Annotated in this window: 19 protein-coding genes and 3 pseudogenes; 11 read left to right on the top strand and 11 right to left on the bottom strand. The window is 56.8% G+C overall.

Annotated elements, in window-relative coordinates; translation table 11 throughout:
* The first annotated feature begins 39 nt into the window (after positions 1-39).
* Complete coding sequence (gene ligD / locus XH93_RS11295) at positions 40-969, top strand: non-homologous end-joining DNA ligase (protein ID WP_194473551.1); 930 nt, start codon at positions 40-42, stop codon at positions 967-969.
* 308 nt (positions 970-1277) lie between these two features.
* On the opposite strand, the gene XH93_RS11290 is transcribed toward ligD, so the two are convergent.
* From XH93_RS11290 to rpmD, 6 genes and pseudogenes are all read right to left on the bottom strand, one after another.
* Positions 1278-2171 carry an ArdC family protein gene (locus XH93_RS11290; RefSeq protein ID WP_194473550.1) on the bottom strand — a complete coding sequence of 298 codons (894 nt, stop codon included), beginning with the start codon at positions 2169-2171 and terminating at the stop codon, positions 1278-1280.
* A gap of 410 nt (positions 2172-2581) precedes the next feature.
* Entirely contained in the window at positions 2582-3058 is a 477-nt protein-coding gene (locus XH93_RS11285; protein WP_194473549.1) for a hypothetical protein, read from the bottom strand.
* A 1211-nt stretch (positions 3059-4269) separates the two neighbouring features.
* On the bottom strand, positions 4270-4887 hold the full coding sequence (locus tag XH93_RS41875) for a hypothetical protein (protein ID WP_210340478.1): 618 nt from the start codon (positions 4885-4887) through the stop codon (positions 4270-4272).
* A 26-nt stretch (positions 4888-4913) separates the two neighbouring features.
* Complete coding sequence (locus tag XH93_RS11280) at positions 4914-6305, bottom strand: DUF262 domain-containing protein (protein ID WP_210340477.1); 1392 nt, start codon at positions 6303-6305, stop codon at positions 4914-4916.
* A gap of 540 nt (positions 6306-6845) precedes the next feature.
* Positions 6846-7163 (bottom strand): hypothetical protein, encoded by a 318-nt coding sequence (locus XH93_RS11275; protein WP_194473548.1) that lies wholly within the window; start codon positions 7161-7163, stop codon positions 6846-6848.
* 497 nt (positions 7164-7660) lie between these two features.
* Positions 7661-7837, bottom strand: a pseudogene (gene rpmD, locus XH93_RS42260) (50S ribosomal protein L30); the annotation flags it as partial.
* A gap of 303 nt (positions 7838-8140) precedes the next feature.
* On the opposite strand from rpmD, the gene XH93_RS11265 reads away from it, so the two are divergent.
* Both XH93_RS11265 and XH93_RS11260 read left to right on the top strand, forming a co-directional pair.
* Entirely contained in the window at positions 8141-8500 is a 360-nt protein-coding gene (locus XH93_RS11265; protein WP_194473546.1) for a hypothetical protein, read from the top strand.
* A 66-nt stretch (positions 8501-8566) separates the two neighbouring features.
* Positions 8567-10849: a hypothetical protein gene (locus tag XH93_RS11260; RefSeq protein ID WP_194473545.1), complete on the top strand. Its 2283-nt coding sequence runs from the start codon at positions 8567-8569 to the stop codon at positions 10847-10849.
* A 6-nt stretch (positions 10850-10855) separates the two neighbouring features.
* On the opposite strand, the gene XH93_RS11255 is transcribed toward XH93_RS11260, so the two are convergent.
* The gene (locus XH93_RS11255; protein WP_194473544.1) at positions 10856-11602 is read right to left on the bottom strand and encodes a hypothetical protein; all 747 of its coding nucleotides are present in this window, start codon (positions 11600-11602) and stop codon (positions 10856-10858) included.
* Positions 11603-11965: 363 nt separating this feature from the next.
* Between XH93_RS11255 and XH93_RS11250 the strand changes: the two genes are divergently transcribed.
* Together XH93_RS11250 and tcmP are read left to right on the top strand one after the other, a co-directional pair.
* Complete coding sequence (locus tag XH93_RS11250) at positions 11966-12715, top strand: DUF5131 family protein (RefSeq protein WP_194473543.1); 750 nt, start codon at positions 11966-11968, stop codon at positions 12713-12715.
* A gap of 2 nt (positions 12716-12717) precedes the next feature.
* Entirely contained in the window at positions 12718-13866 is a 1149-nt protein-coding gene (gene tcmP / locus XH93_RS11245) for a three-Cys-motif partner protein TcmP (protein WP_194473542.1), read from the top strand.
* A 12-nt stretch (positions 13867-13878) separates the two neighbouring features.
* Here tcmP and XH93_RS11240 read toward each other — a convergent pair whose 3' ends face one another.
* The 3 genes and pseudogenes from XH93_RS11240 to XH93_RS11230 form a co-directional block, all read right to left on the bottom strand.
* Complete coding sequence (locus XH93_RS11240) at positions 13879-14859, bottom strand: TnsA endonuclease N-terminal domain-containing protein (RefSeq protein ID WP_194473541.1); 981 nt, start codon at positions 14857-14859, stop codon at positions 13879-13881.
* 7 nt (positions 14860-14866) lie between these two features.
* Positions 14867-15223: pseudogene (locus XH93_RS11235) on the bottom strand (nucleotidyl transferase AbiEii/AbiGii toxin family protein); the annotation flags it as partial.
* Positions 15210-16064, bottom strand: a complete 855-nt coding sequence (locus XH93_RS11230; protein WP_194473539.1) for a type IV toxin-antitoxin system AbiEi family antitoxin domain-containing protein — start codon at positions 16062-16064, stop codon at positions 15210-15212. The pseudogene XH93_RS11235 and the gene XH93_RS11230, both read right to left, overlap by 14 nt.
* A gap of 393 nt (positions 16065-16457) precedes the next feature.
* Here XH93_RS11230 and XH93_RS11225 point away from each other — a divergent pair, with 393 nt between their 5' ends.
* Positions 16458-18821, top strand: a complete 2364-nt coding sequence (locus XH93_RS11225; protein ID WP_194473538.1) for an SIR2 family protein — start codon at positions 16458-16460, stop codon at positions 18819-18821.
* 25 nt (positions 18822-18846) lie between these two features.
* Here the strand turns inward: XH93_RS11225 and XH93_RS11220 are convergent, their stop codons facing one another.
* Entirely contained in the window at positions 18847-19227 is a 381-nt protein-coding gene (locus tag XH93_RS11220; protein ID WP_194473537.1) for a hypothetical protein, read from the bottom strand.
* Between the two features lie 888 nt (positions 19228-20115).
* Here XH93_RS11220 and XH93_RS11215 point away from each other — a divergent pair.
* The 5 genes and pseudogenes from XH93_RS11215 (at position 20116) to XH93_RS11195 (ending at position 23691) form a co-directional block, all read left to right on the top strand.
* Positions 20116-20856, top strand: a pseudogene (locus XH93_RS11215) (ATP-binding protein).
* Positions 20857-21385: 529 nt separating this feature from the next.
* The gene (locus XH93_RS11210) at positions 21386-21580 is read left to right on the top strand and encodes a hypothetical protein (RefSeq protein ID WP_194473536.1); all 195 of its coding nucleotides are present in this window, start codon (positions 21386-21388) and stop codon (positions 21578-21580) included.
* A gap of 1 nt (position 21581) precedes the next feature.
* Positions 21582-22424 carry a metallophosphoesterase gene (locus XH93_RS11205; protein WP_194473535.1) on the top strand — a complete coding sequence of 281 codons (843 nt, stop codon included), beginning with the start codon at positions 21582-21584 and terminating at the stop codon, positions 22422-22424.
* A 355-nt stretch (positions 22425-22779) separates the two neighbouring features.
* Complete coding sequence (locus tag XH93_RS11200) at positions 22780-23427, top strand: hypothetical protein (RefSeq protein WP_194473534.1); 648 nt, start codon at positions 22780-22782, stop codon at positions 23425-23427.
* A gap of 15 nt (positions 23428-23442) precedes the next feature.
* Entirely contained in the window at positions 23443-23691 is a 249-nt protein-coding gene (locus XH93_RS11195) for a hypothetical protein (RefSeq protein ID WP_194473533.1), read from the top strand.
* Positions 23692-23757: the final 66 nt, after the last annotated feature.

Below are 23757 nucleotides of genomic sequence, written 5' to 3'. Positions count from 1 at the left end.
ACTGGCATGCATTGTCCTGTGTTAGTTTTTGGGTTGCGTATGGTTAAGCGTGCCAAGTCCCTTGTGCGTGCCGCGTCTGCTGAAATGCCGGGATTCATCAAACCGCAGCTGGCCACGCTCCGCATGAAGGCGCCGACAACGGGCGGTTATTTCCACGAGATCAAATACGACGGCTACCGCGTCCAGTTGCAACTCTGCAGGGGAAGGGCCAAGGCCTACACGCGAAACGGACTCGATTGGACCAAGCGTTTCTCGCGTATTGCCGGGGCGTTCGCCATTCCAGGGCAAGCGATCATTGATGGCGAAGTGGTCGTGGTCCATGAGGGACGCACGAACTTCTCCGAACTGCAAGCCGAGCTCGCCCGTGGTGATCAGGATCGTTTGCTGTACTACGCCTTTGATCTTCTTTGGCTGGAAGGCGAAGACCTGCGCAAACGGCCGCAGATTGAGCGCAAAGAGCTATTGAAGGAGCTGTTCGTCGCGTGCGAACTCGAAGCGCCCGTGCTCTACAGTGAGCACCTGACCGGTGACGGCCAAAAATTGTTCGAGCACGCAGGCAAGCTCAACTATGAGGGCATTATCTCGAAGAAGGTCGATGCGCCGTACCGCTCCGCTCGCAACGAGGCCTGGTTGAAAATCAAGACTGTACAGCGGAACACATTTCCCGTGGTCGGTTTTATCAAGGACCCGAGCGGCGTTGCCGCGCTGTATCTAGGCAAGCAGGAAGGCAAGAACCTCGTCTACATGGGAAAGGTAGGCACGGGCTGGTCACGAACAGTCTCCAGCCAGATCCGGAAACAGCTTGCGACGGCGGTCAGCCCGAAATCAAAACTGACGAAGCCCGTGAGAAAGCCCAAGGCGACGTGGGTTGAACCCAGGTTCTTCGCGGACGTTGAGTACCGAGACATCACGTCAGAGGGCTTGCTTCGCGCGAGCTCATTCAAAGGACTGTCGCGTGACAAACCCTAACTGCCCGATCTGTTTTGGTCTCGGCTGGGTGTGCGAGAACCATCCGCACCTGCCCTGGACTCGCGAGGCCCGAGGTTGTCAATGCGGCGCAGGGATGCCTTGCGAATGTAACCAAGCCGGCGTCGACGAACCGGACGTAAGTCAGGTGATTGAAAAGCCCGACCCTCTTGGCTAACCGCAAAAGCGGAAGCATCTAGAAGCCAGCATAGCGGTAGTCGGAAATCAGTTGCACACAGCCAGCGCGGTCCAATACGGAGCGCCAGCATTCACCGCCCAAGCAGGAGTGCGCCTGACAGTACCGCCGCGGCTCAAGCCGCGGCGCAGTTTTTGGTCTGAAACCCGTGCAGGAGGTCCGCCGCGCGCTGCGCATGGGATGCGGCGGTGAAGATCGCGCGCTTGTCGTTTTTCAGGACTTTGATCCAGGACCCGATGTAGGATGCATGATCCTCTCGCACTTCTGGCGTGAGGCCAAGGTCTGCCGAGAGGAACGCAGCGCCAAGCTCCGCTACCAATTCTTCCATCGCATAGCCCTCATCGCCAAAGCGCTTGCGGCCAAAGTTGCGATTGAGACGGCTTTCATGGCGTGTCCAGTGGATGCATTCATGAGCAAGCGTTGCGTAATAGCTGATGGCATCGCGAAAGAAGTCGATGCAGGGCATATGAATATTGTCGGTCGATGGCACGTAACAGGCTCGGCTACCGCCGTCGACGATTTTGGCGCCGATTGCCGCAAAGAATGCATCGGCATGAGCTATGCGCTGAACGGGATCGGTCGGCTGCTCCGGCTGGCCATAATAGTGTGAGGGCAACCCTTCGATCTGGTCGACATTGAACACCGTGTAACCCTTGATGAAAGGTATGACGCGTTCGGCTTCGTCGCCTGTCTTCGTGTCGGTTTCCTTGCGAATGATCTTGTCGGCATAGACGACGAGAGTTCCGGTCTCGCCCTTGCGGACATGGGCGCCGAGTTCGTTAGCCTGTTTAAAGGTCATCCAGATGGGCGCGCTGTAACCGTGTTCGATGGCAGCTGACCACAGCATCAGCACATTGATGCCGTTGTACGGAAGTCCGTTGCCACGCAGGGGCCGCGAGATGCGGCCTGCGGAATGTTCCGCTTTCCATGGCTGGTGCCAAGGCTTTACGCCTTGCTCAAGTTTCTGAACAATCTGATCCGTGATCTCCTGGTAGATGTCGGCTTTCACCTGCTTCTCCTAGTTTGCCGGTTGCGCATGCAACCGGAACTAGGCCAGCGCCAATGAGCGGGGGTTGGCGGTCACAGGCTGGAAAGCGAGCGGGAGCTGGTGCGGGCCGGAGGTGAGCGAAGCGAGCCGACTACACGGTCCGCCGCTTTCCGCCCCCACGCTCTTAGTGGGGGCTTGGCCTTGACGGCCTGGGGGCCGCAGGCCCCGAGAACTTCATCGAAAGCTTTCGCAGCAAGTGTTCAGGAGCCACTTCGGCAACTAAAATCCCATCTGCCCGGCTCATCTCCGCAAAAATGGACTTCTTGCGCAAAGGATCGTCACCGGCATGGCTGAGGCCGATAGGGCTGGGTGACGTGTGCCAAGAGCGGTTGGCATAGAGCCTGGTCCGCACAAGCGGACGCGCCAAAAAGTCAGTCGTCTGGGTACTCCTCCAGATTGACCTTCGTCTCAAAGCGATAATGGCGGATGCGGGCTTTACGGTAGCGCATCGCCTCCCCGTCGAGAATGAGATACTTGAAGCGCGCGGCAAGCAGCATACGCATCACTAGATCCAGCGCATCGATGGCCATCGTGAAGCCGCCGGTCACCCTCCCGTCGCGCACATCAACATACCCAACGCTCAGAGGACGGCGCTCCTCTTTCTGGTCGGAATAAGAAGGTCCGGTATCGGGCATGAACGTCAGTTCAACCGCCTCAGCCTTCCGCTTGAGCTTGGTCGGAAGCAGCACCTTTCCCAACACGACCATGTGCCGATAGTCACTATAGGGCCGCTTGTCGTACCGGTCCTCATTCACGCCGAAGCTATAGCTCCAGTCCCAATCGTCGATTTGGACGATGTAGCAGGCGCTGGCTATTGCCGGTTTACTTCCGCTCCTCTTCTTGGACATTGGCCCTGTCCGTCCTCGGTTCAAGTACGTGCCATGGCACACTCGGCAGAGGCCGAAAGCTGAAACTGTTATCGCTAGTGACTGCGCACCATCGATTAACTGGTTATCCGGCCACTTTTCCGGAAACTTTTCCAATTCAAGGGGATGCGCATCTAATGAGGTGAGATGTAGATCGCTTAGCTGCACCAAAAACGGTCTACCGATGTACTGTTGATCAAATCGGTGGTCTTGAAGACGAGGCAAAGTAATAGCACGCAAGGTATTCCTCACCCCTCGGAGAAACGAAGGGAGAGCAATCATCACGGGACGGACCACCAGACACCAAAACGCGTAGCAAGCCGAACCAATTAATCCTATTGTCGCTACGACAAAGAAAATTAGCGAGGGTATTCCAGCCCCTGCGGCAACTATTCCGCTGGTGAAGATTAGCTTCAATCTTCGAACAGAATAGAACGCCTCTTGGTCCCGTGGGATCGCACGTTCACAACATTCGAGATAGGGCGGCTCATTCGCTGGACCGGTTAATTCTATTTCTTGCCCTTTCGACGAAGCGCACTTGGCCCTTTTTCCAACAGGAACTCGGACACGGCTGCCCGCACAAACGAACGGCATCTCGAAGTACTTCGTATCGCTGAATCGCCTCTCCGTATGCTGGAGTCCGTTGTCCTGCAACTCGGACCATTCTGTAACGAGCGTGGATGAGATATCTGGCAATGGCCCCAAGCTTCCGACTAGGAATGTGAGGATCATCGCGCAGCCAACTGCTATCAGGAGTGACACGCCAAGCTGTGCAGCCCCTGCCGACCGCGCATATGCGTACCATGGTTCCCGGATTACCAAGATCCTGGCAACGTTGAGCGTCCACCAAATTTCCTTCACCGCGCGGCCCCACCTAGAACGAACGACAAGTCGGCTCCACTGTTAATATGCTGACGACGTGCAGCTAGTGGGTGGCGTTAGCCTGCGGTTTGGCTGCAAGTTTAGTAATGAGATCCCCGCCGATCTCAAGGGCACCGTGAAGTGACCAAGGCGCCCCCTTAGGCTTAAATGAGGGCCATAGATATTGCAATTTTTTCAATGCGATAGGTAGTGTAGCTCCCGTGACGCGTGGCTTCCGCCGTTGCGCGCGCTGCTAGTCTTACCTTCGAGGTGCGCCACGATGATTCGGTCGTGCATTCCAAGTCCACAAACGCCCAGCTCCGCTAAGCTATTCAGAGGCGGCTCAAATCTTGCGTCGGATCTGCTGGCGCCTCGTCCGCGCTTTCGACGGCCTCCGCAAAAAGCGCATTCAAGGTCCGGCCGTCCGCCACCTTCCAAACCTGCCAGCCATTTTCCGAAGGCCGGACCGTGCCGGCCTGCTCGTAGCAGCGGACGGCCGCTGCACTCGGCGCGGCGACAAACCCGTCAGGCAATTCTATGCCCGCGCGCTTAGCTTTGCCGTTAAATGTCTTCCCCTTGTAGGTCAGGTATAGCGGCGCGTCCTCCAGGAGCATCCCTGTGTCGATAAGATAAGCCAAAGCCTTTTGAACCCGGCTGCCATCAATTTGCGGGGGCCGGTTCGATACTTCCGGGACGAGCAGCCACTGGAATTTGGCGGCGATCAGTTTGCTGCGTTCGGCGATGAAGTCCTCAAATCGCTCGAGTTTCCACAGCGCCCGGTCATGCGGTATCAGATGCATGTCGAGATAGGCCGCTTCGGCGCGCGGCCCAACGAACCATTCTTCAGGCGTCTGGTCGGATTTTCCTCCCGCGCCGTTCTCCTGCATCGTAAGGAGCATGCAGTTCGCGAGCTGATTTCGCTCCGCCTCGCGGTGTTTCATCATGTTCATACGTCCCGTCGTCGGATTGATCGTCTTCACCTTACGAAGGACATCTGCGGAAAGATATGATCGACCTGCGGAAGGTTATTTTCGTAGGCCGGCGTGTAGTTGAAGTCGCGATACCAAAGATTGAAGAGCAGGTGGACCGTGTCCGAGCCATAACCCATCTTCCACAAGCGGTCTTCCGTCAGCTCAAGGCTACGGTTCTGCGAGCGGATAACGCCAAAACTTTCCTTCAAGTCGAAATCCCTGGCGTTATTGATCTCTCTTACGAGGTCATCAATGAGCTGGTCGGGCGTACCACTGAAGGCGCCCGTCAAGGATGAGCGTAGGAGGTATTGATCGATGTCCTTGGCGCGCCGCCATGCCTCGGCGAAGTGATAGCGGAAATGGATGAGCGGGATCAGAACGAGATATGACGGCAGCGCCTTGTCGCAGCGTATAAAGGTCTTGCCACGCACATAGTCGAGGACATCGCTGATGGCGTCGGCGATTTTGTCCCACCTGCCCTCAATTTCTTCGCGAACGCCCTCCTTGCGAAACTTCTCGACCTCATACCGCGCACCGTGACCGAGCAAGGTCAGGCAAGTTTTAAGAACGAAGTCACGCGTGAAAGCGAAGCCATGGCGGTTCAGTTTTTCGAGCAACTCCTCCATCTGATCATTTGCGTCATCCCAGGTCGAGGTCAGGAGAGCGAACAGCAAATCGGATTTGCCAAGGCGGGTGCCGCCGGAATTTGCACGGATGAAGACCTCAACGACATCATCCTCAGTGTAGAGCTGAGGATTCTCGGTGCTGTCGAGTTCCTGATAGCTAATGCCGTCGTCGCTATGGAAGGCCTTGAAGACGATCGCGATATGCCTGCCGATCTTGTCCTTATCCTGATCAGTCAGGTCGCCATTCGCCTGATCGATAATGCGCTGGGTGGCCGAAAACGAGTTTGCATCGCCAAAGACGAGATCCTTAAACTTGATCCAGGGAAAGCTCGTTTCTGCGGGATTGCGGAAGGCAACTTTGTACTTGATGTCGTCGGGTGCCGCGACTTCGCCGCTAAGAATGTCGAGAAACAGTTCCCTCCCCTCATAGCTGCCCTTGAGGCCGATGAAGAGGCTTTGCAGCCGCTGCTGGCCGTCGAGAACCAGGCACTTCTTTTTGTCATTCTGCGGGATAAAGAAATCCGCCAAATGGTTGCGCTGCTCCGGCCAGAAGTTGTCGATGAACTTGCGGCAGCGGATATTGCTTCGGGTTTTCCAGACCAGCAGCGTGCTGATTGGATATTCGCGAAGGATCGAATCGAATAGGCGGCACGTCTGTTCCTCGCTCCAGACGAACGGTCGCTGGATGTTGGGAAGCCAGAACCCGCCTTCTTCGTCGGGATTGTTGAGATAGCTGACAATCTTTCGCAGTGAATGCTTCGGTGTCTTCATAATGCCACACGCAATCGATTGAGGCTCAAAGGGCCAATCACCCTACAACGCTGGTAGCCCGCGTACAACCAGACCGCGACATGTTCTCTAGTATGACCGGCGCTAATCCCGAGCCTTCTCCGGCCTCTTAACACCTCCGTCGCCTGATCGATGCAAGTGCCGTCCACTTCAGCAAACGGGACGGCACTCCTCCACTGCGTTCCGGTCGCAAGCGATGCATCCGGCTCCTCCGGCGCAACGGCCTCCCTCGAAGGCCGCGATTGGCGCGGCCAAGCGGTGGAGGAAACAATGTCACCTTGGACGATAAGCGACCTGATGCATCTGACGCGAGATGAACTTTGCCGGCTCGCATGCGAAATCGAGCAGCGGCTGCCTGGAAGCGGACCCGGCACGGTCGATCGATTGAATGCTCCGACGAGCCTTGAGAATATCCGCCGCGTTATGACCATACGCGGCTTTCATTTCTGATGGCCACCACAGCGAAACGCCCCTGCCGATCTCTCGGCAGGGGCGCCTGGCGTGTCTTGGTATCATTGGTTCTTAGCTGCTAAACCCTTCCATCCTCCGCGAGCCGCTTCGTCCGCGTGAGGGCTTCTTGGAAGGACGCTTCGGTGTCTTCACCAGTTCCGCCTTAGCTTCGAGCAGCTCAGTGATGACGGTCTCGGGCACAGTGAGAAGGAGCTTGCTCTGTTCCCCGCCGGCGAGGTCCTTCCACTTGAGCCGCGTCTTGTACGGCTTCGTCGGATTGAAGTTCTCGGTCCGTTCGAAGATCTCGACCCGGAATGGGATCGCCCGGTTGACGGCGACGCTGTCCTCGGCGAACAGGTGCAAGTGATGCTCGGTCGAAAATTCCTGCACTGTTGTTCCGTGAGAATGATGTCGCGATTGAGGAGAACAAGCCGGGCCTTGAACTGCTTTTCTGGCTGGAAGTCTGGCTTGGCCTCAGGGTCGAAGGGCTCGACGAATGCGACCTGTTCGAGGGGGACGAGTCTTTTTCCGATCGCGAGGACTTTCATGGAACTCTCCTTTGCTGGTTGAGGAGATTCTGGTGTAGCGAAACTCGATGCATTACACTGATAGAAAGGGTTGGGAATCGGTCTGAAATGTATTGGAATCCTTCGTAGTCATTCCGCGACCAGCGGCTTATCTGCCGAATTCAGGGCCACGAATGGGAAAGGTAAGCCCGGTCAGCCGTGCCTGTTCAAAGGGACGCTGGCGTGATAGATCTCGACGGCGCTTTCGAATTGGCTCCAGAGAACGGTGCCGCGGACAATCCTGCTGCTGGCCCCAACGAGGATGGCCTTGTATTCTGTGGTCGCCTCTTCAACGAATGCGTCGAGATCACATGTCGCATAGAGCACGCGTATGAGATGCTTGACCTTGACGAGCTGTCCCCGCGTTGCCGGCGAGTCAGGAAGTTCGACGATCCGGCCTATCCGATTGAGGCTGAGGCTCTTGAGGATTCGGCGCTGATAGGCTGGACGGCGAATGGGACTTCCCGTCTGCTCCACGGTAATCGTAGCCGGCGGCATGGCGGTCTCCTTACCAAGCAGGAAATCTTAGAATGAAGGCGAAGCGCTCGCATACGCGCGTGTGTGCATATCGTAAAGGTTGTAAACCTTTTGCGATGCAGCATTTTACGTTTGACTTTGGCCCTACCAAAAAAAGACAATGAGCATGTTCCCTCGGCTCACTTATCGAAGCTCTAGGTGGGCCAGGCTAGTGGGATTACCTGTTTTTGGCAGGCCGAACAAATAGGCCAAACCCGCCCATCTGTCCCCCGGGAATGTCCTTTGCATCCGCCGAGGACCAATCAACAGCAATTGGGAGGACACATGGAGCCGAAGGCCGCCAGCTTAGACGTACGTGCTGACGACATCCTGGAAGGTGCTGCCGCAATCGCAGAATTCCTGTTTGGATCACGGGAGCTTCGGCGCAAAGTTTACTATTTAGCCGAGACGTCGAAACTGCCTGTCTTCCGGTTGGGCTCCGTTCTCTGTGCGCGCAAGTCAGTGCTGGCGGCGTTCATCAAGGGGCAAGAGAAGCAACCGATCCGATTGCTTCACCTTCGGGCGCAGATCGCAGCACTAACCGGGACCATACGGCAGCTTGAGCAGGCTGGATTCGATACCTCAGAGACGCGACACCTCGTCGCCAAGCGTCGGGCCGAGCTGAAAGGTATGTCGCGCCGGTAACGCCTCGTCCGAGCAAACCATCTTCGTCCAGAGCCGGACCAGGCCAGAAGCAATGCGGCTCCGCACTTGACCGTTGCCATCGCTTGGCTTTCTCTTGTTTCCGGAGGTGCAATGGCGGACCTAGAACAAAGCTTGCCGGGCTATGAGCGACTGGAATTGCCGCCAGATCCCGAACTCGCTGATACGCAGGATTGGGACGCTGGCCAGTGGCAATCCGATTTTGACGCCAGCCTCGAAGCACTGACCTTATTTTTAAGGATCCGTGATCCCCTTGCGATTCTCGCCCGTACCGCATCGCGCTTTATACTCACCAATCCACGCGTCGAACGTCCAGAAATGCCTAAGCAGGTCGAAGTTGAGCTCACGCAGATATTGATGCTGCTCGGCCGCCAACGACCATCGACCAATCCGGTCTCGCCCAACAATCTGGGAAGATACTGGCGCCTTGTTCGGCGACATCTGCGCGGATTTATGAACAAGCAGCCCAATACAGGCAATGAGACCGACATCGAAAGGTTCGTGAGCCGCCGTGCTCGTCTTTTCACTCTGTATTATCGAAACATATTTTCACGAGAAGACTGTGAGAACGCGCTGAACGGAATATTGAAGCAAATTGATAGCCCCTCCGAGTCCGCACTCGGCTACAAGCTCTCCGATTTGTTTCGCGCCGCCATTCGCATGATGGACTTGGTCCAGGAACGGTTTAAGTTCTTCACAGAGCGTTTGCACAACCTTCTGAATACGAAACGACGATCCGAGCTGGTCGAATGTATCGATTTCTTCTGTTCCTCGTATCCGCTTGCAAAGCGCGTATGGGGCAACTGCACGAACCGCTGGGTCGATCTGGAGGATCTCCGGATGGCTGCATTTCAGATGTCGGAATTCGCCCACCCCTGGATCTACACACTTTCTCGAGCCGATCTCGACGCCGCCTTTCCCGGGCCACTCGTCGAAGTGCTTTACAGCCTGGCAATCAGACCGAACAGCCTTTCGGAGATCAATCCCGAGCACATATACCTGAACAATCCTATCTGGCGGCGTCCTTACGTCCTGCTTGATGACGGAAGCCTCTTCGCGCCGCTACCTCACCTCATAGTCTCCTTCCCGTTTGTAATCCTTGAATCTCTGATGGAGGGGCACCGAACGCTCGAAGTTGCTTATGAAAGTGCGCGCGCACACTATCTTGAAGAAGCGATCACAGATCTTGTCACGACTGCAATGCCAAGCGCATCCGTTTATCGCGGCGTTGCCTGGAATGATCCGGACACCGGCCAGGTTTGGGAGAACGATGTTGTCGCGGTGGTCGGCAATTTCATTTTTGTCTTTGAAGCAAAGTCAGGCCGCATCAAAGATGCCGCTCGGCGCGGTGGCTCGCTGAGCCTACGAAAGAATTTCAATGAACTCTTCGTGCAGCCCGGCGTCCAATCGGGCCGCCTGCAGAATTACCTTGATACGCGCCAGAAGAGCGCACGTTTGTGGCTCAGGACTACAGGACAGCCGATCAACCTCGATTTAGACAAGCCAAAGATGGTGTTCACTTTCAGCATCTGCATTGAGCACTTCGCCTCGCTTACCAGCGCTCGTCATTATTTGAAAGAGCTTGGCTTGGTCTCCGAGCAGACGCCCTGGGCTCCCGTCCTGTCGCTCGGTGACCTGCAGATGATCGTTCGGTTTCTGGACAGCGAGGTATCGCTCATCCATTACCTTACGCGTCGGGCTACGCTGGAGCAGGTTCTCGACTTTGAGGGCGATGAACAGGACATACTCTCGGCCTATCTGACAAACGGACTATGGGTGAACCGAGAGGCACTGGATGGCAAACGCATCGTTTTTTTCGCGTCGGACTCGCTGGTGCGTAGACCCAAAAAGGCGCGGGTGGACAGGACCGTGGTCGAACTTCACGGCGTCTCATTGCCGCCGTTATGGGAGGCGATTATCCGCGAACTCTATCGCGATGATACGCAGCGTCACCGGTTCGACATCATCAATGTCATTCTCAATCAAATGCCGCCACAGCTCGCGGAGCTCGAACGCAGAATACGACGGTTTAGGCGCGGGGTTCCTTCGCCCGAGGGCGACATCTCCTACGTCACGTTCTCGATTGGCAGCAAAGTATTCGCACTGGCTATCCATTTGCTAAAGAAATTGCCCGATCGGCAGGAGTGGCATGAGATGGGACGCGATGTTGCCGCCGATCTCATGCCGGACGCCGGCAGCGTCGAATGCGCGATATTCCTATTCTTACGCCGCTCACGGCACACTACCTTCGACGGGGCAAGCTTCTACCGGTATATCCGGCAACCGCAATCTGATCCAACGCAACACCTTCAGCCACGTGACCACAACTAAATGGATTCACTTGTATTTCTTTTCCGTTTCGCGCTGAATTGCACCTGAGAGCAACTTAGCGTTTTCAATAACGTCTGTGAAATATGGCTCGTCCACGATCAATTCCTCTCCGACTGTCCCCCGTCCCTTCCTTCCGGCTTTTTCGACATAGATTTTGTTGATCGCACCCCGGTTGTGGACAATAACATCCCGCGACGCCTTCATTTCGATGAAGCTCTCAAGGATCTCGCTCCTGATGTCGATCGACAGGACCTTTGCGAATTTCTCCAAATAATCCTTTGGTTTCGCGAATAGCAGTTCCTGGCAGCGTGACTCGATCACGGCTTCGAGAAGGACATCGCGGTCCTCTAATTCCAGAAAGAGATTGAGGGGAATGCTTTTGTCGCCGATCAGGACAAGCTTCTCAGGCTTATCGAGGATCGCAATTCTAAGGCAATCTTGAATGAATGCCTCGACGCGAGACACTATCGCGACGATATTTGTCTCGAAAATTCCCCGATCGCACTGCGCTTTAAAAACGTCACCGACATCCCTATCGCGCCGCTTGCTCACGACCTCTTGGTTTCGTTTTGGAACCGAGTATTCCTTCTTGGCATTCGACTTGCTGCTGCGCAGCTCCTCCGCCTTTTTGTCCAATTCAGGCCGAAGCAGATGCGTAAATATCCAAGCATCGTTGAGATAGCGGAAAAGTTGAATGTGCTTGTCGTAGATCTTTTTGGAAACAGGATGCTTGCGTGTCACTTTGATTGTCATCACCTAGTCTCGGTAGCTGAAAGGAAGAGACAAAAAATCAGGCCAGCATAGCATGCTCCCGCAACAGTTGTAGCCTCTCCCAGCACCTTACAAACATCTTGCTGCAATGCCGGATCGAGATCCCGGATGCTCGCCCCTTGGGATGAACCGAAACAACTACAGCGGCCACTGCCCGACCCCACGTGGAGTGGCCTCGAGGTCGCCGCACAGCTCAGGTATGGCGCGCCACTTTGGCCCTACTTCGGCGCGCTGTACCTTCAATCAAAAGCAAGGAATTCTCGATACCCTTTCGTGTTCGGCGACAAACGGTGGTCATTCTACCACCAGATGTGCTAGGTTGAGCATTCTCTCGGCGGTTTGGGCATGGCGAATACAACGACAATCGAGTGGACGGATGCGACTTGGAATCCCGTGACCGGGTGCACCAAGATCAGCAGCGGCTGCGACAATTGCTACGCCGAGCGCTTCTCCGAGCGCTTTCGAGGCACACCAGGCCACCCCTTCGAGACAGGGTTCGATCTGACCTTGAGGCCGGAGCGGCTCGAGCAGCCTCTGCGTTGGCGCGAACCGCGCATGATCTTTGTTAATTCCATGAGCGACCTCTTCCATAAGGAGATTCCGACATCCTTCATTTCGAAGGTGTGCGACACCATGGAGAAAGCGCACTGGCACACGTTCCAGGTTTTGACGAAGCGCTCATCGCTCATGCGTAACTTTCTGCGACGCCGCTACGGCAACGAACGTGGACCGGGCCACATTTGGTTTGGCGTTTCAGTTGAGGACGGAGGCAAGAAGAGCCGGATCAAGCACTTGCAAGAGACGCCCGCGGGAATTCGGTTCCTGTCCATCGAACCGCTTATCGGTCCGATTGGAAAGGTGGATCTTACAGGGATCGATTGGGTGATCGTCGGCGGCGAGAGCGGCCCTCGCGCCCGCCCGATGAGACCGGAATGGGTGCGTGAAGTACGTGATCAATGCATTTCCGAAAATGTTGCATTCTTTTTCAAACAATGGGGAGGGCTGCGTCCCAAGTCGGGCGGGCGTGATCTCGACGGTGAAGACTGGAGTCAATTTCCAACGATAAAGTCGAACTACGCCGATGCAGCCGAATAGGCATGGTCGATATAGAAGATTATAAAGGCCGCGAGCAGTCCTATGTGAAGCATGTGCTTCTTGAACAATATCTCGAAGCTCTCGTACACAAGACGGCCAGCGTTTATCCGCATATCGTCTACGTCGATGGCTTCGCGGGGCCATGGCAAAGCTCGAACGAACAGTTCGAGGATACATCATTTGGCATAGCGCTCAGGGCGCTGCGGCGGGCGAAGGCTTCATGGAAGGCCGCAGGACGCGACGTGACGATGTCGGCAATTCTGGTCGAGAAAACTCCAGCCGCATTCCAACAGTTGCTAACGCTTCAGCCGAAGTTTCCGGACATCAATGTCATTCCCGAAAAGGGAGACTTTATCAGCCTCATTCCTACGATCCTGGCAACGATTCCGGCAAGGGCTTTCGCGTTCTTCCTGCTTGATCCCAAAGGCTGGCGAATTCCGCTGAAAGCACTTCAACCGATCCTCGCGCGCGACAACTCTGAAGTCCTCTTCAACTTCATGTTTGAGTTCATAAACCGCGCGGCAAGCATCGATGACCCTGCCGTGGTCGCCGGCTTGAACGAGCTGCTGCCTTTCGGCGATTGGCGTACCCGGTTATCAACAGCGCAGACATCGGACGAGCGCAAAGCAATCTTGATCGATGCCTTCACCCAATGCTTATCGACCGGCAACTATAAGCACATCTGCGAAACGACCATATTGCGGCCGGATAAAGATCGAGCGCTCTACTCCCTCTTCTACGGGACACGCCATGACGTCGGACTTGAGGTCTTTCGCGACTGCCAGGTGAGGGCGCTTGAGGCCCAGGCGGCAACGCGAGCCACGGCGAAGGTTGACAGTGCGGAGCGAAAAACAGGACAGACGGAATTGTTTGGTTCCTTGCACGAGATGTCTGCAAACGAAGCAACGGCCTTTCTGGACGCCGAACGCAAAAAAGCCCGCGATGCTTTGGTGGCGTTAGCCCCGGCCAGCTCGTCCCCGATCTTGTACAAGGACTTATGGCCACAGGTTCTGGTACGCCATGTCGTCAGACGCCCGGATGTCAACAAGCTGGCTGCGGAGCTAAGAAAAGAGGACGTGCTTAAGTTTCCAGATTGGGAACCGAAGAAGCGCGTTCCGCAGCCCGAATATAAAGTGTACCGCTCGGACTGATCGCTCCGCCTATCATCGCGCGAATTTTGCCATCAGCCCGTCGAGTGTGGCGGCCCCCATAATCTGATCATCGGGCACAAGAGCGTATTGCCACGGTTTCATCTTCGCTGCTTCGGCGTGAACGTTAGCCGTCTTGCACCATTTCGCGGCGGCCGCGGCTTTCGCTTGGACAACCGGATCTTCGAGCTCGTTGCGGGCCTTGACCTCGAGGATGAGCGAGCGGTCCTTCGTTTCGACGACGAAGTCCGGCTCATACCCCTCCCCCGACCTATACTCGATCTGGAATTGCGCCCGCCCTGGCTTCATCCATTTCTCAACCGACGGCTCAGCCTCAACGAGAACCGCAAGACGGCGTTCGGGGTCGGAGTCAAACTTCTGAAGCGGGTAGCAGCACTTCTTGAATCCGCCGAACACCTGACGCCGAGTTTCTGATGCCGGGACTACGGCCTGCCGGAAGTCGCGCACTTTTTGTCCGGGCGCGATGTTCAATGGCTGCGACTTAAGTAGCGTAAATCCGCGTGTAACCCGAACCTCATAATCTTCTTCCGCGAGCGGTGTTTCCTTGTAGTGCTGCATCATCTGCGAAAAGATGAACTCGGCCAATTGCCGGCCATGGCGAAGCAATGCGCTTTCAATCTCAGCATCCGTCGTCAGGTACGATCGGAGCCGGGCAATCATCTGACCGGCAAGTTTGTAAAGCAAGTCGGCGTGAGCGTCGTAGTCGATTTCATTGCGCTCGATCAGATAACGAACGAGATAATCTTCCATCCGACTCTCGCGAGGATCGTCCACGGCTTTGGCTAGATACGTCCTCGCTTCGGTGCGCAAGTTCTGAACGATAAGCCCATCCTCAACAGGCTGGACATTGATCGCTTCCAGATTCTTCAAATCAAAGTTTTCGAACCGGAACGTAGTTTGGCGCTTTGGAATGACGACGATCTGCGGAATAGAAATCGTACGTTCGCCAAACGCAATCGTGTCAGCACGCTGCAAGTACGCCGACGCATCCGCGCAGCACCGGCGTGACTTCAATCTTGATCTGGACGTTCTGCGAACGAACGACGAGCTTAACGATGGCGCCCTCTTTTTGGGTCTCGTGGACCTGCGCGCCGGGGATTTTCTCTTCGATTTTGCCGACGATGCGCTTCATCGCCGCGTCAATGTCCGCAAGAGATTCAGCGCGTGGGGCGACTGGAACATATGTCAGATCGATGTCGACGGAGAGGCGCGGCATATCGCGAACGAACAGATTGATCGCGGTGCCGCCTTTCAAGGCGAAGCACTCTTCGTCTGTAACAAACGGAAGAACGCGCAGCAGCAGCGCGACCTGCTTTTTGTAGACGTCAGCGAACGCCATCGAGGTCTCCCGGGACGGTTATCTGATAGGTCGGATCGAGAACACCACCTCTGACGAGCATGCGTTTGCCTTGTCCCAGATCGACGTTCTCCTTGTTAAGGCGTTTGAGCCAGGCATGCTTGTGGCGGTCGGCAAAGTAGAAGAAGAGGCGCTTAACCTTCACGCTCGTACAATCCTTCAGGAGCTTTTGCAGGCGATCGGGTCGAAGGTTTGGAAGCCCGCCAAGTAGTGCATCGACCTGTTCGAAACTTTCGTTATTGGGCAATTCGTCGAGCAGTTCAAAGACGGCGCGCTCAGGTGTCGATAGAGTCAAGGGCCAATCCCATTGTCCCCAGTTCAGTTGGGCTACGTCGCCTCCTCGAAAGGCCGTGACGTCGAGCATCTTTCCCGTTTCAACGTTCCAACGAACGCTGCTTATGCCTTTTGCGACGGGATCGTTTTTGAAGAGCGGGCGGTCGTTGTGGTAGACGAATTTGACGGACAGCGGCAGCTTTTGAACCCAATGCGGTGGGGCCTTTGGTCCGTAGAGATCAACGCGCGTTGTCGATTGCGGAAGGTAGTGTGCATAGCCTTGCAGTTCGAGCGCCGTCCGGCCGCCAACCACAAGCGGCGAATATTCGAGGATGGTCTGTAGGGATATGACCACTTGTTGCCAGCTTAAGGCGCCCCGTGGCCGCCGGAAGACGCCGCGCGCCGGCTGTTCAAGCCAGCCCGATTTTACGTATAGATTTTGGAGCTGGGCGGAGTAGCCGTGGCGTTTGAGCCAGGCTGAATCCACGAGCAGCCCCTCTGGGAGGAGCTTATCGAGTTGGTTTAGAAGTTGTCCTTTTGATCTAGTCATAATTGATAATATAGCATGCATTCAAACCGATAGCCAGTTTGAAAATTTTCATATAAATCAACTGGGGCTTGATAATTTTTAGGAACGACAAACCGTCGCCCCAACCACTATTTAGCTTTTTCAGTACCTTAACTCAGCTGCGGGGCCACAATTGTGGGGGCTCGGAAGGCCGCCGGAAAGCTGTGGACAGCCAGAATACCCCATTCACGCGAAAGAACAAATCACGCACGCTTCCTTGGCGGGCAGCTTCTGAGGCGCGTTCCAGTCGCTAGGCATTGCGAAGCCACAGGCGCCCTGCCCTAAGCCCAATCAAGCTCCCAAACTATAAGGTGTATCTATAACACATATCTATCATTAGTTGCTCGTCCCAGAGAGCGAAGCTAGCCTGAACCAATGGAGCAAGCAGAGTTCATCCGCATCGTAACGGAAGCGCCAGGCATGTTCGCCTGGATGCTAGGTGCTGGGGCGTCCCAAAGCGCTGGTTTGCCTACGGCCTGGGATATCATTTGGGATCTGAAGCGCCGCTACTACTGTTCCGAGGAGCATCGGGACGTTTCGTCGAACGACCTTCAGAACGCGGCGGTCCGCGAAAAGATTGAATCCTATTTGATGTCGCGCGGCTTTCCCGCGACGAGCGATCCCACGGCCTACAGCCGAACTTTCGAGTTGATCTTTGGCGCCGACCTCGAACGGCAAAGCCGCTATCTGCAAGCAAAGCTTTCTGAGAAGGCGTCATCCCTCACGCTCGGCCATCGGGTGTTTGGCGGCCTGTTCAGTATGGGCGCAATCAAAGTGGTCTTCACGACCAATTTCGACACTGTCGTCGAACGCGCTGTCGCCGAGGTCACCGGCAAGAGTCTTGCCGCGTTTCATCTGGAAGGTAGTTATGCCGCAAAGCAGGCGCTGAACAACGACGCCTTTCCTATCTATTGCAAGCTCCACGGTGACTTTCGCTACACGAGCATCAAAAATCTCGCCGAAGACTTGAAATCCCAGAATGCCGAAATGGGCGATTGCTTTGTCAGCGCCGGCAATCGGTTCGGCATGATCGTGGCAGGCTACAGCGGCCGCGACGAGAGTGTGATGCAGCTCTTTCACCGCGTGCTCGAAGGACCGAATCCTTTCCCACATGGCCTCTACTGGACTACGCTTAAGGGACGAACGCCGCTTCCACCCGTGACATCGCTGTTGGAAGCCGCGCTCGCCAAGGGCGTGCGCGCCGAGCTTATCGAGATCGAGACTTTCGATTCCTTGATGTCGCGGATTTGGAAGCAATTCCCAGATCGGCCAAAAGAACTAAGCGAGAAGATCGACCGAGAGGGCGCTCAAGCCGTTTCTATTCCACGCAAGGGAGCAGGCGACGGCGAGCCTATTCTCCGCCTGAACGCGCTTCCGTTGGTAGAACTGCCCGACACTTGCCTCGATCTCAGCTTTGCGGCTCCCAAGGACTGGGATGATATCCACGCAGCTGAAAAGCTGGCACGCGATCGGATCATCGCGACAAAAGGCAGCTCGATCCTGGCGTGGGGCGACGAACTAGCCTTGCGGCAAGCGTTCGGAAAGGATCTCACGTCCTTGTCGCCTTGCTCTATCAAGGACCGTCTCCAGGATTATCCGGGCTTCGAACCGCTGTTTCGCACCCCGCTAGTTGCTGAGACAGCACGCCGGTTCGAAATGCCGGAGGATCTCAACCAGCTCGCCCTTCAGGGCAATCGCAACGAACTCGCCCGGCAAATCTTTGATGCAATCGGGAAGCTCACCCTCCATCGGGCTGAGTTCGACGTTTTGCTGATGTATTTGCCGAATTCGTGGGAAACATGTTTCGAGTCGCCGGGTTTCGATCTGCATGATTTTCTAAAGGCATACTGCGCGCCAAGCCGGATTCCGATCCAGATCGTCCTAGAGAAGACGCTCGTGCAGCGGAGCTGCCGCGCGAATGTGATGTGGGGTCTTAGCGTGGCACTCTACGCAAAAGCTGGAGGCATCCCTTGGAAGCTTGCTGGTCTCAACCCGGATGAGGCCTATATCGGCATCAGCTACGCAATGAAACAAGGCAGCGACGGGACTGACTATACGACCTGCTGTAGCCAGGTGTTCGACCCCGATGGCACCGGTTTTCAGTTCGTTGCCTATGACACCAAGAGTTTCACGCAGGATAGGCGCGGCAACCCGTACCTCGATTACAATGAAATGCTGGCCGTGATGTCCCGCAGCCTTGAAATCTACCAGAGCGGCCATTCAGGCCGCCCTCCCAAGAAGGTCACAGTACACAAGAACACTCCCTTCAAGGGGGAGGAAATCCTGGGCACGCTCGATGCGTTCAGCGATCGGACGAATGTTGAGCTTGTCCAGATTGTAAAATCATCGAACTGGATGGCGCTCGCCTATGGCCAGAACAAACGTGCCTCCGGCTACCCCCTTCTCCGCGGGACGCACTTGCCCCTGACCTCCGATACGGCATTTTTCTGGTCGCAAGGCAGCGTGAACGGAGTTCATATGACCGGGCCCAAGCCGGTTTACAAAGAGGGCAATCTCAAACCAATTCCGTCCCCGCTCCGGCTCAAGCGATTTACGGGAGCGGGAGGATGGCACGATACCTGCGCCGGAATTCTCGGGCTTACGAAAATGGATTGGAATAACAATACGCTCTATAAAAAATTGCCGGTGACACTCGAATATTCCCAGCGCTTCGCGCAAATTATTCAAAAGAATCCCAATATGGTCGATGACGTGTTCGACTTCCGGAATTTTATGTAGGATCGCCGTACCGATATAGGTGAAACTATTTCCCGCGTGCGCGATCAATCGCTGCGTCGATTTCGCGTTCGCACGCCTCGGCCGCTTCCGATATCCACTCCCGTAGCCGCTCGGTTTCCACGATAGATGCCTTGTAATGTCGCAGTGCCGTGTGTGGATTCTTTTCCGCGCGCAGCTTCGCCGCTCGCTGTGTCCAACGATGGATCGGGTCGCGCTTTGCTTTAAGGGGATAGTTTTTACCGAGCCATTCGACGAATTGAAGTCGATTTCCGGAAAAACCGCGTTCCTGTGCGAAGGCAAGCCCCTCTTGCGAGAAGGCAAGCGGCCAGGTTTGGCAATCGACCACCGCCTGATCCCTTGTCGTCCGCTGATTTTCGTAGACCCCTGGGCTACGATCCCAATGCACGCGTCCTGTTCCTCGATGATCTCGTCGAGATGATCGGAAAGGGTGGCAACCGTAGTGACGCTGTTGTGCGCGCATGCGGCAGACAATGTGCCACAGCCCGTTGCAAAATCCTCGATCCTGCCGGGAAAGATAGCATGCCCCTTGAAGTATTTCTTCGAGCGGTCGGGGAGACGCTGACCCGATGACCACCCGAAGAACAATGGCCGGTAGTCCTTGAGGAACGCGCACACAACATCGAAGTAGAAGATAGCAAGGCCTGGCAGTATCGCCTCGTGCTGCAAGCCTGCATGATACACTTCATTGCGCACGCCATGCATGATAAGCACGGTCTGCGCGACCTCCTCGGTCATCTTATCCATCAATCTGGCAAAAGCGATTTTTTCTGGAAAGGTCCGACCCAAAGCTTTGTCGAGGGCCGCTTGGTGCTCATAGACCTCGCCCCGGAAGGAGAATGATTTGAGCTCCGATACCTTGTCCTTGGCGATTTGATGCAACACCAGTTCAAGGGCGTTGTCGGTCAACATCACTCCGAAGCGGGCATTGTTCACATCGCCCTTCGATATGTGTTCGAGGGCCAAATCCAATTGCTCTAAGACGTTCGCAAGGAATAATAGCATTGTCACAGCATGCACAATTACGGCTGGCTGGAAAAGGCAAACGGTAGGCGGCTGGAAGAGAAAGGAGGTTGCAGCCAGGCGGTATTGAATGGGAAAGCTTGTCAATCAGAGACATTTCCCAGGGATTACGAAGGACTTTTGTGGCTCCCGGTGGTCCGATTGCCGTGCACAAACGAGCACGCCGCAATGCAAGGAGCCACACCATCACAGCTAACGATGATCGAGCGCATCGAGCGCGCTCTGGTGTTACTTGCCTATTTCATCGAGTTGGATGGCGACGTACAAGCGCCAGCACGAACCTCAGCGCATTGTCGGCGACCTGCTCAACTCCGAGATCAACGAGAAGCAGGCCCACTCGATCAAGTACCAGTTCACCATCGCCAAGCTGCCGTTGGTCAAAGATCTCGGGGAATTCCAGTTCGACTGGCACGCCGATCAACCGGGCGCTGGTCAATGACCTCGCCGGCAGCGGCTTCATCGCCCAGCAACGCAACCTCGGGCGGGTCGGCGCCACCGGGCACCGGCAAGACCTGCTTGGCAATGGCAATCGCCAGGAGCCGCGTCGGACTCGGTGCCAGTAGCGACTTCTAAAACGTGGTCCATCTCGTCGACCGCCCCGAGATCGAGACCCGCAACGGACGGCAGGGCCGGCTTGCCGAGCATCTGACCCGGATGGGCTTCATCGTCCAGGACGAGCTCAAATATCTGCCCTTCCGCCCAATCCGGCGGCCAGCTTCTGCTCCATCTCGTCAGCCGGCTCTACGAGCGCGCCTCCGTCACCGTCACCACCGATCTCGCCTTCGGCGAATGGCCCAGTGCGTTCGGCTACGCCAAGATGACCACTGCGCTGCTCGACCGGCTGACCCATCACTGCGACATACTCGAGACAGGCAACGAAAGCACGAGACAACGATCACGCACCCGCGCTCAACTCGTCGCCGCAATCCCGGCCAGCTCCGACGAGCTGAGCGCTACCGTCAAACGGCGCCGCGCGAACGGAGAGCAAATTTGAACGTCGATCGACAATTGGATGCCGGTTAGGGGTCAAAGCCACCCGGCCACACTCGGCGCTCCACGGACGGCGGGTGTCCTCGCGGTGTCGAAACACATAGATAGCTAGCTATCTTGCTATTGACACCGCCCATTGTTCCTGCTTTGTTCTTCCGCGTTGACGTTGTCTTGAGGTCGGGTAATGCCAGGCGTCGTGCGAAATTGGCGGGTTGAACTGGTCGAGACTCACCCGGATCTCTTCCACCCGGTCTGCGATCGCCATCAGCACAAGGCGGGTCCGAAGTTAGCGATGGCCGCCGGCGCGACCTGCTTGCGCGCGCCTGCGATAGACTCATCAAGGTTCGCTGCGAGCGCACGCAGAAGGCCGCCCGCTCGTGGAGGCCCGCACCAACGGACGCCTCCACCCTGTACGCGTGATGGAGCCGTCCAAGCCGCGTGTGGTCACAGTGCGCCGCTAAGACCGGGATGCCGACGCCTTCGTCGGCCGCCGGAGGACATCGCGGCGGCCCCGAACCGGAGGAGGATTAGCGATGGCCAGATTTCGCTGCGCCGCCTGCAGCCGCGACGGCGAGTGCGAGTACGACGGAAAGGATCATCGGTGCCCGCTGTGCGGTTCGCCGGACGTCGTGTTCGCGCTCGCGATCGAAGAGCTGCCGGACGAAGTCTTGGATTCGATCAATTCGGTCGAACCGCTCGACGATCACCGCGACGAAGAGGATCGCTGAGATGCGCCTCTGGGCCGTGTCCGACCTCCACCTAGAGCTCACCCGAGGCTGGAACCTGCCGGCGCCGGAGGAGCGTCCGGATTTCGACGTCATGATCGTCGCCGGCGACCTGATCCCGCGCGCTGAACGCGGCGTGAAGTGGCTGCTCGAGCGCGTGCCGGATCGACCTGTCATCTACGTCGTCGGCAACCACGAGGCTTACGGCTGCGACATCGACCGCACGGTCGAGAAGGCCAAGGCCGCAGCAGTCGGCACGAACATCCACGTGCTGCAGCACAACTCCATCCGAATCGGTGACGTCACCTTCGCCGGTGCGACGCTATGGACGGACTTCGATCTGTTCGGTGACCAGCATCGCGCAATGGTGGTCGCCACCGAACGGATGAACGACTTCCGCAAGATCAGGATCAACCGCTATCTTGATCGCTTCCGGCCGAGACACGCCCTGGCTCGGCACCTCCAAGCCCGAGCTTTCCTCGAAGCCGAAATGCGCAAGCCGCGCGGCGGGCCCCTGGTGGTCGTCACGCATCATGCACCGATCCCGAGCCGAGCGCGCCGCCTAGGCCCGTACGATCCCGGTGCGCGGCTGTCCGACGAAGAGGTCCTGACCGCAGCATATCGCAGCGCCCTGGGCTCGCTGATGTGGCCGGAGCCGGTCGCAAATGGCCGGCCTGAGCTGCGGCCCGCGGACCTCTGGATCTACGGCCATACCCACGAGTCCGAGGACACCGTGATCGGTGCAACGCGCGTGGTGTCGAACGCCAAGGGCTACGGGCCTTGGCCGCCCCAGCAGCGTGTCTGGGACAACCCGCGCTTCGATCCGAATTTGGTAATTGAAATCTAAGCGACGCTAGCCATGACGGACGGACGAGCGCTCAAAGATGGACACGATTTGCCCTACCCGGTTCGGTTCGTGCCATCCACCACTAATTCGGGCTAGGCCTCAGAGTCTGCCGGTACTGCCGGTGGCGACAGGAGTCCAGATGAGTACAGATGCGTTAGAAGGCGACGATTGCGCCCCAATGGGACTGGTGACTGACCACGCGGAGTGGAAGCCAGTCCTTGACGCTTTGGAGTCCGAGGGCATTCCCGCATCCGCGGCGAGGATCCAGCAGGAGCACAGGTGGGATCAGCAAGCGGTCCGTTATTTTATGGGGCCTCACGTCAAAATCGAGGTACGGGATGCGTGCACTTGGGCCATGAACGAGTCCGAGCGTATCGGGCTGGAGGCGAAGCTTCGCACGGCCGCGCCGCCAGAGTGGAACGGGCCTGACCTCGTCATACACGGGTGCCGGCCGGTGGCCGGCGAGTGGGCAACGGACTGGCTCGGTGCGATCGATAAGCTCTGGCGGGACTGGCGTCGCCGTCGCATCGCGGATGACGCGTTTGAGGGTGCTCGAGAGGCTCTATCCAGCCTTCATCGCCGAGTGTGGGACGAGGCGGAGGATCACGGCCCCCTCCTGCCGCAGCTCGGTGGGATCCTGGCCGAGGCGCGCCGTCATCCGCCAGCGGTGAGGCAGATTCCGCCATTGCCGGTGGGTCAAGTCGACGTCGCAGAGGTGATGGACCTCATACGCCGCATCGTGAGCGGGTCCGCGCGCCCGGAGGTCATCGTCCCAGCGACCGGTTGGAAGCATCTGAGTCACGGCCTGGGTGAGTTCATCGTGGACGGTTGGTCGATTCAGGCGTTTAAGCGCAATTTTGGGATGAAGTATGTGCAGGAGGCTCGCTCGCCTGATGGGCGGACAGGCGACTACGAAGCGTTTGCAGCCCACGAAGGCAACCCGTTCAGCCTCCTTGAAGACGATGAGCAGGACGGCATCTGCGAAATCCTCGAAAACCCTTAGGTATGGAGGCATGAAATGTCCGAGGTCACCTACTATGTCGTTCTGCCTTTTGTGATTACGGACGATGGCATCGCGCCTGGCGAAGCTGTCCAGTGCTTCAATCCGAACTCAGCCGTGGTGCGCGCCGAGGCGTTCTCACACAAGCCCGGCTACGTCGGCGCAGTTGCGTTCAGCCGGACGGGTGATCCCGCGAGGGGGCACTTCCGGGACGCCAAGATCATACGCAGCTTCGGCAGTGTTCCGAACGATCTGACCGCGTTCTGATGCGGTTCGAGGCGGTTGCGTTACTTCGCTCTCGGTTGCGGTACCTATCTCCTCAATCGGCCTGCG

The organism is Bradyrhizobium sp. CCBAU 51753, from assembly GCF_015291565.1.
GTDB classification, from domain to species: domain Bacteria; phylum Pseudomonadota; class Alphaproteobacteria; order Rhizobiales; family Xanthobacteraceae; genus Bradyrhizobium; species Bradyrhizobium ivorense.
The sequence above is the reverse complement of the archived record's forward strand: the minus strand, read 5'-3'. Positions and strand labels throughout refer to the sequence as shown.

Coding starts and splice junctions, on each gene's coding strand:
- XH93_RS11195 (WP_194473533.1), top strand. CDS start 23,443: ATGTCCGAGGTCACCTACTATGTCGTTCTGCCTTTTGTGATTACGGAC.
- XH93_RS11250 (WP_194473543.1), top strand. CDS start 11,966: ATGGCGAATACAACGACAATCGAGTGGACGGATGCGACTTGGAATCCC.
- XH93_RS11205 (WP_194473535.1), top strand. CDS start 21,582: ATGCGCCTCTGGGCCGTGTCCGACCTCCACCTAGAGCTCACCCGAGGC.
- tcmP (WP_194473542.1), top strand. CDS start 12,718: ATGGTCGATATAGAAGATTATAAAGGCCGCGAGCAGTCCTATGTGAAG.
- XH93_RS11265 (WP_194473546.1), top strand. CDS start 8,141: ATGGAGCCGAAGGCCGCCAGCTTAGACGTACGTGCTGACGACATCCTG.
- XH93_RS11285 (WP_194473549.1), bottom strand. CDS start 3,058: ATGTCCAAGAAGAGGAGCGGAAGTAAACCGGCAATAGCCAGCGCCTGC.
- XH93_RS11210 (WP_194473536.1), top strand. CDS start 21,386: ATGGCCAGATTTCGCTGCGCCGCCTGCAGCCGCGACGGCGAGTGCGAG.
- XH93_RS11200 (WP_194473534.1), top strand. CDS start 22,780: ATGAACGAGTCCGAGCGTATCGGGCTGGAGGCGAAGCTTCGCACGGCC.
- XH93_RS11280 (WP_210340477.1), bottom strand. CDS start 6,305: ATGAAGACACCGAAGCATTCACTGCGAAAGATTGTCAGCTATCTCAAC.
- ligD (WP_194473551.1), top strand. CDS start 40: ATGGTTAAGCGTGCCAAGTCCCTTGTGCGTGCCGCGTCTGCTGAAATG.
- XH93_RS11225 (WP_194473538.1), top strand. CDS start 16,458: ATGGAGCAAGCAGAGTTCATCCGCATCGTAACGGAAGCGCCAGGCATG.
- XH93_RS11230 (WP_194473539.1), bottom strand. CDS start 16,064: ATGACTAGATCAAAAGGACAACTTCTAAACCAACTCGATAAGCTCCTC.
- XH93_RS41875 (WP_210340478.1), bottom strand. CDS start 4,887: ATGAACATGATGAAACACCGCGAGGCGGAGCGAAATCAGCTCGCGAAC.
- XH93_RS11255 (WP_194473544.1), bottom strand. CDS start 11,602: ATGACAATCAAAGTGACACGCAAGCATCCTGTTTCCAAAAAGATCTAC.